This window comes from Amycolatopsis pithecellobii, assembly GCF_009707865.1.
GTDB classification, from domain to species: Bacteria; Actinomycetota; Actinomycetes; order Mycobacteriales; family Pseudonocardiaceae; genus Amycolatopsis_E; species Amycolatopsis_E pithecellobii.
In genome coordinates this window covers 97,300-110,928 of record NZ_WMBA01000004.1, presented here as the reverse complement: position 1 = coordinate 110,928, position 13,629 = coordinate 97,300, and the positions used below count along the sequence as shown (strand labels likewise).

The following is a 13,629-nucleotide window of genomic DNA, read 5'->3' as shown; positions in this document are numbered from 1 at the left end:
AGTCTGTCGGCATGGCTGCCCGCGTGAAAGCCGTGTCGGTTGTCGACGCCATTGCCGAAGATCTCCGGCGCGCCGTCCTCAGCGGCGAACTCCCGGCAGGTACGCCACTGACCGAGGGCGAAGTCGCGAATCGGTACGAGGTCGCCAGGCCGACCGGCAAGGCCGCCGTCGAGCAACTCGTCCACGACGGGTTGCTGACCCGTGACAACCACCGCTCGGCGCGAGTGGTGACCTTGGGGCCCGCGGATGTCCGCGACATCTACCGCACGCGAGCCCATCTCGAGAGCGAGGCACTGCGCCGGCTCGCGCGGACCCGTGCCGAGGTCCCGGCGGCCCGTGCGGCGAACGCCGAGATCGCCGGCTTGGTGGAGGGTTCGGCGCTGGATGTGGTCGGCCCCGACATGCGGTTCCACGCTGCCCTGGTCGACGCGCTCGGCAGCCCGCGGACCAGCCGCATGTACCGTTCGCTGGTCACCGAGGCCACGATGTGCATGGCACAGGTCCAGGGCCGGCACCTGCTGGAGACGACGCTCATCGTCGCCGAGCATCAGCAACTCCTCGACCTCGTCGCCGCGGGCGATGAAGCCGGGGCGGTCGCCCTTCTCGAGCAGCACCTGGGCCGTGCGCGTGAGCGCCTCGTCGGCGCGATCGGGGGCGTCCCCGGCCCCGAGGCGTGAGACACGAACCCGCGCGACAACGGAGTCGTCAAGCAATTAACCTTGTAGTCATGAGCGGCATCGAGTCCGGCGCATCGGGAAAACGGCGGTCCCCCGAACGCACCGTCCGCCATGGCTTGGTGGAGCAGGAAATCTTCGACCATGCCACCCGCCTGTTCGCCGAACGCGGCTTCTCCGGCACCACCCTCCAGCACATCGCCGACGCCGTCGGCCTCACCCGGCCAGGCATCTACCACTATGTGAAAAGCAAAGACGACCTGCTTTCCCGGCTCCTCGCCGAATACACCGAGGACTCGGCCACACAGATCAACGCCATCGCCGCCCGCACCGACCTCGACTCCCCCAGCCGGCTGCGCGAGATCGTCACATTGCTGGCCCGCCGCCAGGGCGAGCACGCCGCCCGGTTCCGGCTCATCATCCGCTCGGAGAGCGACCTGCCCAACACACTCGCCACCCGCTACGAACAAAGCCGGCACGCCGTTCTGCGCTCCCTCGCCACCGTGATCGACCGCGGGATCACCGAAGGCGCCTTCCGCACCGTCGACGCCCGGGTCGCCGCACTCGGCATCCTGGGCACGGTCAACTGGGTCGCCTGGTGGTTCGACCCCGACCACAACGACAACCTCGACGCCATCAGCCACCAACTCGCCGACACCGCCGTCGCCGGCCTGCTCGACGTCAGCGGCAGGCAACCCGTCGACGGCCCGCATGCGGCCATCGCGGCCATCCGCGCCCAAGTCGACCGCCTCGAGAGGACGTTGCGCTCCTGAGATCGCGCCCATGCGCCGGGCAGGACGAGGCGGCGGAATTGCCTTGTGCCGTGAACCGGCTCAGCCGCCCCGCCTACCGCTTCCCGACGGCGTAGGTCAGGTGCGTCACCCTCGCGGAAGGCTCCGCGCGGACCGGCTCCAGGGCCACGCCGGCCGCGTCCACGCCCTCGAACAGGCGGATTCCGGAGCCGAACAGCACGGGCGACAGCGCAATCGAGAACTCGTCGACCAGGCCCGCGTTCACGTACTCCAGGATCGTCGCGCCGCCGCCCGCGATGCGGACGTCCCGGTCGCCGGCGGCGTCGCGGGCCTGGTCGAGCGCGGACTCGATGCCGTCGTTGACGAAGTGGAACGTGGTCCCACCGGGCCGCTCCCAGGGGTCACGCTTCTCGTGCGTCACCACGTAAACCGGCGTGTGGAACGGCGCCTCCTCCGGCCACGCGTGCTCACCGGCGTCGAACATGCGCTTGCCCATGACGCTCGCACCGGTGCGCTGATACGTCTCCCGCAGGATGTCGTTGTCGCGCCCCTCCTCGCCACCCCCGCCGAGCCCGAGGTTCTCCCGGAAGAACCGTTGCGGGAAGACCCACTGCTGCAGTTCCATCCATTGCTGCCCCATCAAGTCCTTTGTGGACTCAGGCGCGATGAACCCGTCCAGCGACATCGACACGCTGAAGAACACCTTGCCGGCCATCAGCTTTCCTTCTGCATGATCTCGGTGACGTAGGCAGCCAGGTTGCTCAGGGTCTGCCGGCCACCCTCGATCGCGTGGTACTTCTCGACCGCCTCGTCACGCAATTCCTTGGTGGGGAACACGGTGTGCATCTCGATGCGGGTGACCGCATCCTCGCGCTCGAACGTCACGACCGACTCGAAGGCGTTCGGGTCGTCGCGGGACTCACCGTGCAGCAGCGCGATCCGCTCCGGCGGGGCGATCTCGGTCCAGGTGATCCACTCGGGATAGTCCGTCCCGTCCGGTCCGTGCATCACGAAGTCCCACTCGCCGCCGACGCGGAACTCGAAAGACTGCGTGGTGGTGGTGAATCCCTCCGGTCCCCACCACCTCGACAGGTGCCGGACCTCGGTGAATGCCTCGAACACCAGCTCCCGTGGGGCGTCGATGACCCGGGATATCACGATCTCGCGGTCCGCCGACGCTTCTTGTCTGGTCGCGCTCATCGGCTACTCCTCCTGCTTTGCCTGCTTCAGGTCCTGCACGTATGCGTCCAGCCGGTCGAAGCTCTCGTGCCAGAACCGCTCGAACCCGCCGGCCCACTCGTGGACCGGCCGCAGCCCGCGGGCGTCCAGACCGTACAGGCGCTGCTTGCCTGCCTTGCGGTCCCGCACCAGCCCCACCTCCCGGAGCACCCGCAGGTGTTTGGACGCGCGCGGCTGCGTCATCCCCAGCTCCAGGGCCAACTCGGTCACCGGCCGCTCACCCGCCCGCAGCAGCACCAGGATCTCCCGCCGCTGCGGCTCGGCGATCGCGTTGAACACATCCGACGTCGTCGCTGCTCGTGCCACGGCGCCCATCATATGCCCATATCGGCATGCGTCAAGCAAGAAAAACGCCCGGCCGGGAAACCCCGGCCGGGCGCCTCGCCGACCTACACGCGGCCTCTCATCGGAGAGTGCTGTCGAAGATCTGCTGGTTCCCGCGCTGCCAGTGCGGAACCTGGCGGACACTGTTGATCCGCCAATCCCGGCCACGGATCAGGTGGTATTCGTAGTAGCCCACCTGCTGGTGGAACTCCCCCTCGGCCAGGCCTTTGATGTAGTGCGTGGCGTTCAAGGTCGACCAGACCACCGCGCGGTCACCGTCGATGGACACCTGATGATTCGCGCTGATGTGCTGAGTGGCCGTGTACGTTTCGAAGACGCCCTGCAACAAACGCAGGAGATCGGGGCGCTGGTACCGGACCCACCGGCCGGTTCGTATCACGTTGAGGTCGATCTCCTCGGCGAAGCACGATTCGAGGTCCTGCCACTGATGCCGGTCGATACTCACGGCATACCGGCACACGACGTCGATGATCGACGATCGATCCTGCAACGCCTTCAGTTGTTCCTGTAGCGATTCCTCCGGCACGCGTCCCATCTCCCCTTCGGCTATTCCGACTTGGCTTCCACAAGGCGGTAACCGTCACCGTCTTCGACGAGATATCCGGCACCGGCCCCGGTGAAGTGGGTGCCGAGAACCAGCAGATCAGTTCCGGCGAATGACTCGTGGAAGGCCCGCCGGTTCCGCGCCGACGCGTCCGGACGAGCGATCTGAATCGGGTGGTGGATGAAGTCACCGGTGATGAACGCGGAGTCGCCGTCCGAATGCAGCCGCACGCTGTGGTACGCGGCCTCCGGGGTCGCCTGGGCGATGAGCCCATCCAGTAGCCCTGCCGCGACCGGAAACTCCTGCACCTCGGTCACCTTGAAGTTGCCAACCCGCCACGTTCGCATGGCCGCCCTCTCCATCACAGCAACGAAAATCATCGCCTCGCTATCGCATATGGACGCCGCCGTCGACGACGAGGACCTGGCCGGTCAGTGCTTCCGCTCCGTCGGAGGCCAGGAAGGCGACGGTATGCGCGGTGTCGGACGGCACCAGGGGGCGCTTGAGGGCCTGGGTGCGGACAACCGCTTCGATCGCGCCATCCTCGACGACAGCGCGGGCCAGCGGGGTGTCCGTGAGGCCGGGCGCCACCGCCGTGACGGAGATACCGTCGCCGCCGAAGGTGACCGCGAGCGTCCGCATCAGTCCCAGCAAGGCCGCCTTGCTCGTGACATAGGGCAGAAAGTTCGCATCCGGCGGCGACCACTGCCCGTCCGACGAGATGAGGATGATCCGCCCGAATCCACGCTCCGCCATCCCCGGGGTGAAGGACTGCGCCAACCACAACGACGCCTCGACGTTGACCGCCATCAGGTCGCGCCAGCGCGCCAGATCGAGGTCGCCGAGCGGCATCGCGTCGAAAGCCCCGGCGCAGTGGACCAGCACATCGCAACGGCCGTGTCGCGCCAGCACCGCGGCTGCCGCCTCCCTCGCCGAATGCTCCGAAGTCAGGTCGCACGGGATGTCCCCGGCGCGGTCGAGGACGACGGTCCGGTGTCCCGATTCCTGAAGCGCGGTCACGATGGCGGACCCGATGGCGCCCGCACCCCCGGTCACGACCGCAACCCGCTGCTCTCCTGCCATCTCCGTCATCGCCCCCTCGAGACCTTCGCGGCGATGTCGCGCTGGAGCAGCTTCTTGTCGAGCTTGCCGACAGGTGTCTTCGGCAGCTCCGGGACCCACTCGAGCCGCTCGGGCCACTTGAACTTCGCGAGCGACAGCGAGCTGAGGTGCTCCTGTATTTCGGACATGGTCAGTGGCTCCCCCGTGGTGACCAGATAGGCGCAGGCCCGCTCCCCCAGCCGTTCGTCGGGCATCGCCACGACGGCCGCCGCGACAATGCGAGGGTGTCGCATCAGCAGGAGCTCGACTTCCTCGGCGCTCACCTTCTCGCCACCGCGGTTGATGAGGTCCTTGATCCGGCCCTCGACGCTGATGCTGCGCTCGCCGCCGACGGTCCGGACGGCGACAAGGTCACCGGTCCGGTAAAAGCCGTCGGAGGTGAACGCCGAGGCATTGATATCGGGGGCGTCGAAGTAGCCGCGGATGGTGTACGGCCCGCGGCAGGCCAGCTCGCCGACGGTGCCGTCCGGCACCTCGGTTTCGGTGCCCGGCTCGAGCACCCGGAACTCGTCGTACGGCGAGACCGGGACGCCCACGGTCGTGAGCCTCGCTTCGCGGGTCGAGGCGGCCGTCGACATGGCGAAGAAACCCTCGCCCATGCCGAACTTCTGACCGACCCAGACCCCGCGGTTCTCGAACGCCTCGAAGACACGCTCGGGCACCTTCGCGCCCGAGAGCACCACGCGCTTCATCGAGGCCATCGCCTCGTCGAAGAGGGGATGGTCCACGATGCCGAAATGACCGTGGCCGATGAGCACGTCGGTCGTCCGCTCACGGGCGACGAGCGGGAGTGCCTGGTCCAGGACCGGGGTGCCGAGCACCAGGGTGCCGCCGACACTGTGCGCCGCGTGCAGGCCGCAGGTGATGCCCGCGTTGTGGATGATCGGGATCAGGTGGGCGACGCGGGTGTTCTCGTCCCAGCCGCCAGCCTCGGCGTAGGACCGTGCGTTGTACCAGTATTCGGCGTGCAGCCGCGGGATGATCTTGGGGACGCCTGTCGTCCCGCCGGACAGCTGGAAGCAGGCGACGTCGTCGGGGTCGATCGCCGCCTGGATCGCCTCGACGCGCTTGCGGGCGAGCCCCGGGTCGGTATCGGCGAGGCGTTCGATCGACGTACCCGGGGTGCCGGCCGGGGCACCGGTGGTGAGGACCAGGCGCATGGTCGGGTGGCCGGCCTGCTGTTCGACGGCGAAGGCCACCAGGTCGAAGCCCGATTGGCTCCACTCGACGAGGTGGGCGACGGCGCCGACCTTACGGCTGATGGCGCCGATCTCGTGCGCGCGGTGGGCGGCGAGGGTGCAGACCGGGATGAGCCCGGCCTTCACCATCCCGTACCAGGCCACGATCGACTGGAGCCGGTTGGTCAGCTGAACCACGACCCGGTCGCCGGGTGCCGGCCCCGCATCCGCGAGGCCCAGCGCGAGCCGGTCCGTGACCTCGTCCAGGTCGGCGTAGGTCAGTGCTCCGTCGGCGGCGACGACGGCGGGGTGCGAGGCGCGCTGTCCGGCGATGTGGTGCAGTTCGGCGCCGATCGTCCGGGTGCCCCACAGGCCGGCGGAACGGTACCGGCGCACGGTATCGGCGGGGTAGGGAACGAGCCGTGCAGTGGCGCCCATCAGCGGGTCTCCTGTGCGTGTGCCCACTCCCCGGCCCGCTTGACGATGAGCTCGGCCTTGCGGACGAGGAGGTCGTCCATGGTGTGGCCCGGCGTCCCCACGATGTCGACGAGCGCGTCGATGGTGAGGTTGGCGTCGAGATCTTCCTGCGGGGTCACCGGGCGCATCGCGCGGGTGATCTCGACCATGTATCCGTTCGGGTCGTGGGTGTAGATCGACTCGATGGTCTCGTGCTGGACCTGCATCTCGACCGGCCACTCGCTGGCGTCGAGCCGGCGGCGGTACTCGAGCATGTGCTCTTCGGCGTCCACGTGGAGTGCGAGGTGGCGGGACCGGACGAACCAGTCCGGGGTGTCCTCGGGAAAGCGGGCGTATACGTCCCCGAGCCCGGTGCTGGTGTCGGGCCGGGACAGGCCGAAGTAGTAGAAGAACGCGAGCCGGTCTCCGCCACCGATATCGAAGAAGAAATGGATGAAGTCCGGGTGCTCGCCGGGCCCCCAGCCGGCCGCGCAGATCGAGTGCACGACGGGGAAGCCGAGGACGTCACGGTAGAACCGCACGGTGCCGGCGGGGTCGAACGTGGGGAACGCCGCGTGGTCGACCCCGGTCACGAGGTGCTGGCCGTCGAGCTGGTCCATGGGTGGGTGACTCCTTCGGGTTGTCGGCTCAGGCCGGCTGGATGTTCAGGGGGAGGCCGTGGGCGCGCAGGATGCTGTAGGCGCCGGCCGTCGCCGCGCAGAGGACCGGGATTCCGAGCTCCCGCTCCGCGTCCATCACCTGGTCACCGGGGATGCAGCCGACCTCGTGGTTGTCCTCGACCTCCATGGCCCACGAGACCGACGCGAATGCGCTGGGTGAGGCTTCCTTTCATCACATGATCCAGCGTTCAACACAGACGCTAAAAAGTCAACTCCAACGTCGGTAGGTGGCGCGCACGTCTCACCGGGCAGGCAGGCATCCGGACAGGATCCCGCGCGCGATGCCCCAGTCCACCCCGTCCAGGAGCGCGGGCACGTCGGCGCCACAGTCGGCGATCTTGGCCTCCATGTCCTCTTTGGACGGTGGGCGGCCGGGCGAGCCCGGCGGCAGTTCCTGCCGGACCGTGAAACGGTCGCCGCCGTCTCGGGTCACCGTGATCTCGACGTCCCCGGCGAGCAGCCAGTCACCGCCGGGGGTTTCGTCGATGGTGACCAGCCGGGCCAGGCGCTGCGCTTCGGGCCGGTTCACGGCCTGATCGGTGAAGCTGCCGAACCCCGGATGCGGATCGAGCAACGCGGCGGAGACCGCGTATTCCAGGCTGAACTTGCCCTGCAAGCCGGTCCGCGGCCGATGATGGATCAACGGCTGCACCGTGCCGGCGGGGGTTCGTACCTCGATGGCGGTCACTTCGCCCGGCTCGACGGCGGCAGGAAGTCCCTCCCGCAACGCACTGATCGGCCGCTGCAAGGCGTAGCAGCAGGGGAACATCTTGATCGCCAGTCCCCCGGGCACCGCGGGACCCGACGTCTCGACCCGGTCCGGGCTGCCGCCCATCAGGCCGAGCCAGGCGTCCAATGCGGTCGGGTCGGCCGTGGCACCGGCCGCGGCAAGCCGGGCGGCCCGCACACCCGCATCGGCCGCGAAACCGACCTGGAGCGATTTCGCGGATGATCCGAACGCGCGCTGCACTCCCCCGGCCGCCGGAACCGACAACGCGATCGCGTTCGCGATCTTCTCCGCGGGCAGCCCGATGCCGACCGCCGCGGCGACGGCGGCCGCCGGTGCCCCAGCCGTGCAGGTCGCATGCCACCCGCTCGCGTAGTGCGACCAGCCCAGCGCCATCCCCAGCCGTGCCATCACCCCGGCGCCCGCCAGATACGCCCGCGCGCCGCCACCGACCGCGAGCGCCGCCGGCACACAGACGACGCTGATGTGCGTGGTGGATTCCATGTGCAGGTCGTCGAAATCGAGGACATGCCCGACCGCCGCCCAGCGCGCCGCGTCGGGAAGGCCGGAGGCGATGCGGACCAGATCGTCATCGCGCGCCGCGAGCGTGACCGCCAGTGTGTCCACCAAGGCCCGCTGCGCCAGCGCCAGGTCGCCGGCCTCCGGTTCAAGGTCAGCCGCCCAGCGAGCGAGCTCTTCCGCGATCGATTCCCTCGGCCTGTCCACCCCGGCATCATCGAACAGAATGACGCTGGGACGGAAATACTCTTTCCTGATGCGGACATGCGTCCGTGCGATGGGCGGTCACCGGCGACCGAGGGTGGTCAGCACCGCCTCCCGGACGTGTGCCGCTCGGGGCAGGTAGGCGTCCTCCAGGGCTGGGCTCACCGCGATGGGCTGGAACGGCGCCGCGACGCGTTCTATCGGGGCGTCGAGGGCGTCGAAAGCCGCTCGGCCCACGGCGGCGGCGATCTCCGCGCCGAATCCGCCCGTGCCGACGGCTTCGTGGGCGATGACCAGGCGGCTCGTTCGCCGGACCGACGTGACGATGGTGTCGAGGTCCAACGGAACCAGTGTCCTCGGGTCGATCACTTCGACCTCGACGCCTTCCGCGGCCAGCTCGTCGGCCGCCTTGAGGGCTTCGGGGACCAGGCCCGACAGCGCGACCACCGTGACGTCGCGCCCCTCCCGCAGTACGGCGGCCTGCCCGATCGGGACCGGCGCGATGTGTTCGGGCACCTCCTCGGCGCGGAAGTACAGGTTCTTGTTCTCCACGACCACAACCGGGTCCGGGTCGGCGATCGCGCTAGCGAGCAGGCCCGCCGCGTCGACGGCACGGCTCGGCATGACGACCTTCAGGCCCGGCACATGGCACAACCAGCTTTCCAGGCTCTGCGAATGCTGCGCGCCGGCCCGTTGTCCCGCACCGCCCTGCGTGCGCAGGACCATCGGCACCGACAGCTGCCCGCCGGACATGAACCGGGCCTTCGCCGCCATGTTCGTGAGCTGATCGAGCGCGAGCGTGAGGAAGTCGATGTACATGATCTCCAGGACCGGCCGCAACCCGGACTGCGCCGCGCCGATCGCGATACCGCAGATCGCGGCCTCACTGATCGGGGTATCGCGGACCCGGTCCGCACCGAACTCCTCGACCAGCCCCGTGGTGATCGTGAACGGGCCGCCGGCGGACACGTCCTCGCCGATGACGAACACGCGCGGATCCTCGCGCATGGCGGAGGCGAGCGCGGCCCCCACGGCTTTGGCGTACGTCGTGCGCGTCATGCCGCGTACACCAGGGACCCGGCCAGCTCGGGCGTGGGCTGCGGGCTCTGCCGGGCCCAGCTCACGGCATCCTCGACCGCGGCCAGCGCGTCCTGCTCGGCGGTCTTGATCTCGTCGTCGCCGAACCAGCCTTCGCCGAGTCCGGTGCGCTGCAGCCGGTGAATCGGGTCCCGCTCCTGCCACTCTTCGCTGGAGACGGCCTCGCGATACCGATCCGGGTCGCCTTCGTAGTGCCCGCGCAGCCGGTGGGTCAGCGCTTCCAGCAGTGCCGGCCCCGTTCCGGCCCTGACCTTCTCGAGCAGACCGCCGAACACGTCCCACACGGCGGAAGCGTCGTTTCCGTCCACTGTGGACGCCGGAATGTCCCACGGTGCCACCAGATCGCTGACCCGCTCCACCGGCGTGTGCGCCGATCGTGGGGTGAACTCGGCGAACCCGTTGTTCTCACACACCAGGACGACTGGCAGCCGCCACAGCGCGGCCAGGTTCACCGACTCGGCGAAGATGCCGGCCTGTACCGCACCGTCTCCGAAGAACACCACGGCGACGTCGTCCCCGCCGCGCAGCCGGGCGGCCAGCGCGCTGCCGAGCGCGAGCGGCACGCTGCCGCCGACGACGCCGGTCGCGCCGAACATGCCGTGCGCGGTGTCGACCAGGTGCATGGAGCCACCCAGCCCCCGGCACAATCCATCGGTCCGCCCCATCAGCTCGGCCATCGTCTCCCGCAGCGGGGCGCCCTTCGCGATCGTGTGCCCGTGCGCCCGGTGACCGCTGTACACGACGTCGGTGTCGCGCAGCTGTCCGCAGACAGCCGCCGCCACGCCCTCGCCGCCGATACTGAGGTGGACCAAGCCAGGCACCTCATCGGCCCGTTTGAGGCGCGCCACCCGTTCCTCGAACGCCCGGATCCGCCACATCGTGCGCAATACCTGTCGCGCCTGCCCGGCCTTCACGCGACGCCTGCCTTGGCACCGGTCACCTGCCGCACCGCGGCGGCGATCTTGGCCTCGTCGGGCAGGACGTACTCCTCCATCGGCTGGGCGTAGGCGACGGTCGCGTCGAGTGCGGTGACCTGGACGATCGGCGCCCGCAACAACGAGAATCCGTGCTCGGCGACCTCACCCGCGATCACCGTGGACACCGAGGCATGCCGCGTCGCCTGGTCGACGAGGACCAGCCTGCCGGTGCGCGCCACGGACGCCAGCACGGTGTCGACGTCGAGCGGGGCGATCGTGCGCGGGTCGATGACCTCGACGTCGATCCCTTCCGCGGCAAGGGTTTCCGCGGCGGCGAGGGCGCGGTGCACAGTCCAGCCGGTGGCCACCAGCGTCACGTCGGAACCCGGCCGTTTGATGTCGGCCACGCCGAACGGAACGAGATGTTCACCCTCGGGCACCGGGCCGGTTTCCAGCAGCAGCAGGTAATGGTGCAGGAACAACACGGGATTGTCGTCGCGGATCGCGGTCGCCAGCAGCCCTTTCGCGTCGGCCGGGGTCGAGGGCAGTGCGACTTTCAGGCCGGGCACACCCATGAACATCCCGTAGAGCGCGCCCGTGTGCTGACCCGCCCAGCCGGCCGTGAAGCCGTAGCCCGCCTTGAGCACGAGCGGCGCGGTGAGCCGGCCACCGGTCATCTGGTGGATGCGGTTGGCCTCGTTGACCACCTGGTCCATGGCCACCAACAGGAACTCGGCCATCGTGCAGTCGACGACCGGCCGTTTCCCGGCGAGCGCGGCGCCGGCGGCCATCCCGATCTCGGCGGTTTCCGAGATCGGGGTGACCCGGACCCGGTCGGTTCCGAAGTCCCGCGGGAAGGTTTCGTAGTGGTCCTCGCCTACGGTCTGCCCGAACAGCAGGACATCCTCGTCCCGAGCCATTTCCAGGTGAAGCGCCTCGTTCATCGCGGCTATATAAGGTAATTCGCGGGTCATATCTGCTCCTCAGGCGTAGACGTGGGACAGTGCCGCCGCGGGCTCGGGCGAAGGGCTGTTCAAGGCGAAGTCGACCGCCGCCTGCATCTCGGCCTGTGCCTCGTCGAGGATCGCGCCGGACTGCCCGGCGTCGAGGTAGCCGGATTCGGTGAGCTGCGCGCGGAAACGGGGAATCGGATCGCCGCGTTTGGCGGCCTCGTACTCCTCGATCGCGCCGTACTTGGCGATCGCCTCATGCTCGGGGTAGTGCAGCGGCACTCCGGGCGGGGCGATGGAGTTTCCGTGTGCCGACAAGCGATAGACGGCGGATTCGAGGAGGGTCGGGCCACCACCCGCGCGGGCCCGCGTGACGGCCTCCTCGACAGCCTCGTACACCGCGCGTGGATCTCCACCGTCGATGGTCAGCCCGGGAATGCTGTAGGCCTTGGCTTTGGTGGCCAGCGGTTCGCCCGCCGCCGCGTTCGCGTCCTCCTCCTCGGTGCGCACGGAGACGCTGTAACTGTTGTTCTCCATGATGAACACGACCGGAAGCTTCCACAGCGCCGCGATGTTGAGCGTCTCGTGGAACGCGCCCTGCTTGGAAGCGCCGTCACCGAAGAAGGTGAGGACGACCTCGCCGCGTCCTCGCAGCTGCGCCGCGTAGGCCGCGCCGGCCCCCTGCGGAATATTCTGCCCCACGATCGCGGACGTGCCCAGGAAGCCGCGGTCGATGTCGGCGAGATGCATCGAACCCCCGTAGCCACCACAGATTCCGGTGGCACGGCCGTAGATCTCCGCCATCAGCGCCGAGGTGTCACTGCCCAGCGCGATCGGGTAGCCGTGGCACCGGTAGGTGGCGATGGCCTGATCACCGGGTCGCATCGCCGCGATGGAGCCGACGATGGACGCCTCGGCGCCGTCGGCCAGGTGAGTGTGCCCGCGAATCACCCCGGGATGGTCGGTGAAGGTGCGCTTGACCCGCTCCTCGAACTCGCGGATACGAACCATCTGACGGTAGAGCTCGATCTGGCGGTCACGGTCGAGTGGCACGGGAGTCTCCTTGGGACGGTTCGGGCACCATCAGCGCGATGGGCTGTTCCAGCAGCGCGACCACCCGGGTCAGGAACCGGGCGGCCTCGGCGCCGTCGACGACCCGGTGGTCGCAGGTCAGGGTCAGGGTCATCACCGTGGTGCCGGACACCACGCGGATCGCGCCGACGGCGAGGATCGCGGCCTGCGGGGGCACGATCACCGCCTGGAACGCGACCACGCCGAACATGCCGAGGTTGGAGACGGTGAACGTGGCGCCGGCAAGATCGTCCGGGGTGGCGGCGCCGGCCCGGGCCCGTGCGATCAGTCCCTTCGTGACACCGGCCAAAGTGGCCGGGGCCAGCGTGTCGGTATCCGCGACCACCGGCACGACCAGCCCCTCCGGTGTCTCCGTGGCGATCCCGACGTTCACCCGGCGATGCTGCCGGACCGCGCCGTCGTCCGCGGAGGCGTTCAGGCGCGGGAAGTCCCGCAAGGCACGGGCGACGGCGGCGACCACCAGATCGGTGACGGTGGGCGCGGGGTCGGCGACCGCGGCCAGTGCGGAGCGCAGTGCCGTCAACTCGCTGGTCTCCGCTTCGGCGGTCAACGCGAAGGCCGGGATGGCGGCGGCCTGGGCGAGCCTGCGCACCGTCGCCTGCTGGATCCTGGTCAGTGGCACGCGTTCCGCGGCGTCGCCGGCCGGCAGCGCCGGTTTTTCCCGATGGGCGGCGGCTTCCACGTCGGCGCGCACGATGCGGCCGCCGGGACCGCTCCCGGCCAGCGAGGTCAGGTCGACGCCGAGTTCGCGGGCCCGCCTGCGCGCCAGCGGTGACGCGATCGGCTGGCCCGAAGGGGAAAACCCGGTGCGTGGCGGCGCGGCGGGGGCGGGCGTGGCCGCGATCGGCGTCGCCGGCGGCGAGCCTGTCGGCGGCGCACCTGCACCCACCCGCGCGATCACCGCGCCCACCGGGGCCGACTCCCCTTCCGCCAGCAGGATCTCCAGCACACCGGCGGATTCCGCTTCGAGCCCCACGACGGCTTTGTCGGTGTCGATCTCGGCGAGTTCGTCACCCACGGCGATTTCGGCGCCGGCACTGTGCAGCCAGCGCACGATGGTGCCCTCGGTCATCGCCTCGGACAACCGGGGCATCCGTACCTCGGCGGCGATCTCGTTCATGCGCCGACCCTA

The 13,629-nt window shown here is 69.4% G+C and carries 17 protein-coding genes; 2 read left to right on the top strand and 15 right to left on the bottom strand.

Annotation, left to right across the window (positions count from 1 at the left end; translation table 11 throughout):
• Nucleotides 1-11: 11 nt before the first annotated feature.
• A complete protein-coding gene (locus GKO32_RS04290; RefSeq protein WP_154755445.1) occupies nucleotides 12-677 on the top strand; it encodes a GntR family transcriptional regulator in 666 nt (221 codons plus the stop codon).
• A gap of 50 nt (nucleotides 678-727) precedes the next feature.
• The gene (locus GKO32_RS04285) at nucleotides 728-1,447 is read left to right on the top strand and encodes a TetR/AcrR family transcriptional regulator (RefSeq protein WP_154755444.1); all 720 of its coding nucleotides are present in this window, start codon (nucleotides 728-730) and stop codon (nucleotides 1,445-1,447) included.
• A 73-nt stretch (nucleotides 1,448-1,520) separates the two neighbouring features.
• Here the strand turns inward: GKO32_RS04285 and GKO32_RS04280 are convergent, their stop codons facing one another.
• The 15 genes from GKO32_RS04280 to GKO32_RS04210 all read right to left on the bottom strand — a co-directional run bounded on the left by GKO32_RS04280 (nucleotide 1,521) and on the right by GKO32_RS04210 (nucleotide 13,617).
• Entirely contained in the window at nucleotides 1,521-2,141 is a 621-nt protein-coding gene (locus tag GKO32_RS04280) for a dihydrofolate reductase family protein (protein ID WP_154755443.1), read from the bottom strand.
• Nucleotides 2,141-2,626, bottom strand: coding sequence for an SRPBCC family protein (locus GKO32_RS04275; RefSeq protein ID WP_154755442.1), 486 nt, complete (start codon nucleotides 2,624-2,626; stop codon nucleotides 2,141-2,143). Before GKO32_RS04275 ends, GKO32_RS04280 begins: the two co-directional genes overlap by 1 nt.
• Before the next feature lie 3 nt (nucleotides 2,627-2,629).
• Nucleotides 2,630-2,971, bottom strand: coding sequence for an ArsR/SmtB family transcription factor (locus GKO32_RS04270; protein WP_312867481.1), 342 nt, complete (start codon nucleotides 2,969-2,971; stop codon nucleotides 2,630-2,632).
• 97 nt (nucleotides 2,972-3,068) lie between these two features.
• Nucleotides 3,069-3,536: a nuclear transport factor 2 family protein gene (locus GKO32_RS04265; RefSeq protein ID WP_166459366.1), complete on the bottom strand. Its 468-nt coding sequence runs from the start codon at nucleotides 3,534-3,536 to the stop codon at nucleotides 3,069-3,071.
• Nucleotides 3,537-3,556: 20 nt separating this feature from the next.
• On the bottom strand, nucleotides 3,557-3,901 hold the full coding sequence (locus GKO32_RS04260) for an MBL fold metallo-hydrolase (RefSeq protein ID WP_154755440.1): 345 nt from the start codon (nucleotides 3,899-3,901) through the stop codon (nucleotides 3,557-3,559).
• Between the two features lie 40 nt (nucleotides 3,902-3,941).
• The gene (locus tag GKO32_RS04255) at nucleotides 3,942-4,646 is read right to left on the bottom strand and encodes an SDR family NAD(P)-dependent oxidoreductase (RefSeq protein ID WP_208024268.1); all 705 of its coding nucleotides are present in this window, start codon (nucleotides 4,644-4,646) and stop codon (nucleotides 3,942-3,944) included.
• Nucleotides 4,643-6,292, bottom strand: coding sequence for a (2,3-dihydroxybenzoyl)adenylate synthase (locus tag GKO32_RS04250; protein ID WP_154755439.1), 1,650 nt, complete (start codon nucleotides 6,290-6,292; stop codon nucleotides 4,643-4,645). The genes GKO32_RS04255 and GKO32_RS04250 overlap by 4 nt, the downstream gene beginning before the upstream one ends.
• Nucleotides 6,292-6,930, bottom strand: a complete 639-nt coding sequence (locus GKO32_RS04245) for a VOC family protein (protein ID WP_154755438.1) — start codon at nucleotides 6,928-6,930, stop codon at nucleotides 6,292-6,294. Before GKO32_RS04245 ends, GKO32_RS04250 begins: the two co-directional genes overlap by 1 nt.
• A 28-nt stretch (nucleotides 6,931-6,958) precedes the next feature.
• Entirely contained in the window at nucleotides 6,959-7,117 is a 159-nt protein-coding gene (locus GKO32_RS04240) for a hypothetical protein (RefSeq protein ID WP_246243143.1), read from the bottom strand.
• Between the two features lie 114 nt (nucleotides 7,118-7,231).
• The gene (locus GKO32_RS04235; RefSeq protein ID WP_208024267.1) at nucleotides 7,232-8,443 is read right to left on the bottom strand and encodes an MmgE/PrpD family protein; all 1,212 of its coding nucleotides are present in this window, start codon (nucleotides 8,441-8,443) and stop codon (nucleotides 7,232-7,234) included.
• A 78-nt stretch (nucleotides 8,444-8,521) separates the two neighbouring features.
• Complete coding sequence (locus tag GKO32_RS04230) at nucleotides 8,522-9,499, bottom strand: alpha-ketoacid dehydrogenase subunit beta (protein WP_154755436.1); 978 nt, start codon at nucleotides 9,497-9,499, stop codon at nucleotides 8,522-8,524.
• Entirely contained in the window at nucleotides 9,496-10,452 is a 957-nt protein-coding gene (locus GKO32_RS04225) for a thiamine pyrophosphate-dependent dehydrogenase E1 component subunit alpha (protein ID WP_208024266.1), read from the bottom strand. The genes GKO32_RS04230 and GKO32_RS04225 overlap by 4 nt, the downstream gene beginning before the upstream one ends.
• Nucleotides 10,449-11,429 carry an alpha-ketoacid dehydrogenase subunit beta gene (locus GKO32_RS04220; RefSeq protein WP_154755435.1) on the bottom strand — a complete coding sequence of 327 codons (981 nt, stop codon included), beginning with the start codon at nucleotides 11,427-11,429 and terminating at the stop codon, nucleotides 10,449-10,451. The genes GKO32_RS04225 and GKO32_RS04220 overlap by 4 nt, the downstream gene beginning before the upstream one ends.
• 9 nt (nucleotides 11,430-11,438) lie before the next feature.
• Nucleotides 11,439-12,458: a thiamine pyrophosphate-dependent dehydrogenase E1 component subunit alpha gene (locus GKO32_RS04215; protein WP_154755434.1), complete on the bottom strand. Its 1,020-nt coding sequence runs from the start codon at nucleotides 12,456-12,458 to the stop codon at nucleotides 11,439-11,441.
• Complete coding sequence (locus tag GKO32_RS04210; protein ID WP_154755433.1) at nucleotides 12,442-13,617, bottom strand: dihydrolipoamide acetyltransferase family protein; 1,176 nt, start codon at nucleotides 13,615-13,617, stop codon at nucleotides 12,442-12,444. Before GKO32_RS04210 ends, GKO32_RS04215 begins: the two co-directional genes overlap by 17 nt.
• Between the last annotated feature and the right edge of the window lie 12 nt (nucleotides 13,618-13,629).

What these genes read in the sequence shown, in the direction of transcription:
- GKO32_RS04290 (WP_154755445.1), top strand. Translation starts at nt 12, where the DNA reads ATGGCTGCCCGCGTGAAAGCCGTGTCGGTTGTCGACGCCATTGCCGAA.
- GKO32_RS04285 (WP_154755444.1), top strand. Translation starts at nt 728, where the DNA reads ATGAGCGGCATCGAGTCCGGCGCATCGGGAAAACGGCGGTCCCCCGAA.
- GKO32_RS04280 (WP_154755443.1), bottom strand. Translation starts at nt 2,141, where the DNA reads ATGGCCGGCAAGGTGTTCTTCAGCGTGTCGATGTCGCTGGACGGGTTC.
- GKO32_RS04275 (WP_154755442.1), bottom strand. Translation starts at nt 2,626, where the DNA reads ATGAGCGCGACCAGACAAGAAGCGTCGGCGGACCGCGAGATCGTGATA.
- GKO32_RS04260 (WP_154755440.1), bottom strand. Translation starts at nt 3,901, where the DNA reads ATGCGAACGTGGCGGGTTGGCAACTTCAAGGTGACCGAGGTGCAGGAG.
- GKO32_RS04255 (WP_208024268.1), bottom strand. Translation starts at nt 4,646, where the DNA reads ATGACGGAGATGGCAGGAGAGCAGCGGGTTGCGGTCGTGACCGGGGGT.
- GKO32_RS04250 (WP_154755439.1), bottom strand. Translation starts at nt 6,292, where the DNA reads ATGGGCGCCACTGCACGGCTCGTTCCCTACCCCGCCGATACCGTGCGC.
- GKO32_RS04245 (WP_154755438.1), bottom strand. Translation starts at nt 6,930, where the DNA reads ATGGACCAGCTCGACGGCCAGCACCTCGTGACCGGGGTCGACCACGCG.
- GKO32_RS04240 (WP_246243143.1), bottom strand. Translation starts at nt 7,117, where the DNA reads ATGGAGGTCGAGGACAACCACGAGGTCGGCTGCATCCCCGGTGACCAG.
- GKO32_RS04230 (WP_154755436.1), bottom strand. Translation starts at nt 9,499, where the DNA reads ATGACGCGCACGACGTACGCCAAAGCCGTGGGGGCCGCGCTCGCCTCC.
- GKO32_RS04220 (WP_154755435.1), bottom strand. Translation starts at nt 11,429, where the DNA reads ATGACCCGCGAATTACCTTATATAGCCGCGATGAACGAGGCGCTTCAC.
- GKO32_RS04210 (WP_154755433.1), bottom strand. Translation starts at nt 13,617, where the DNA reads ATGAACGAGATCGCCGCCGAGGTACGGATGCCCCGGTTGTCCGAGGCG.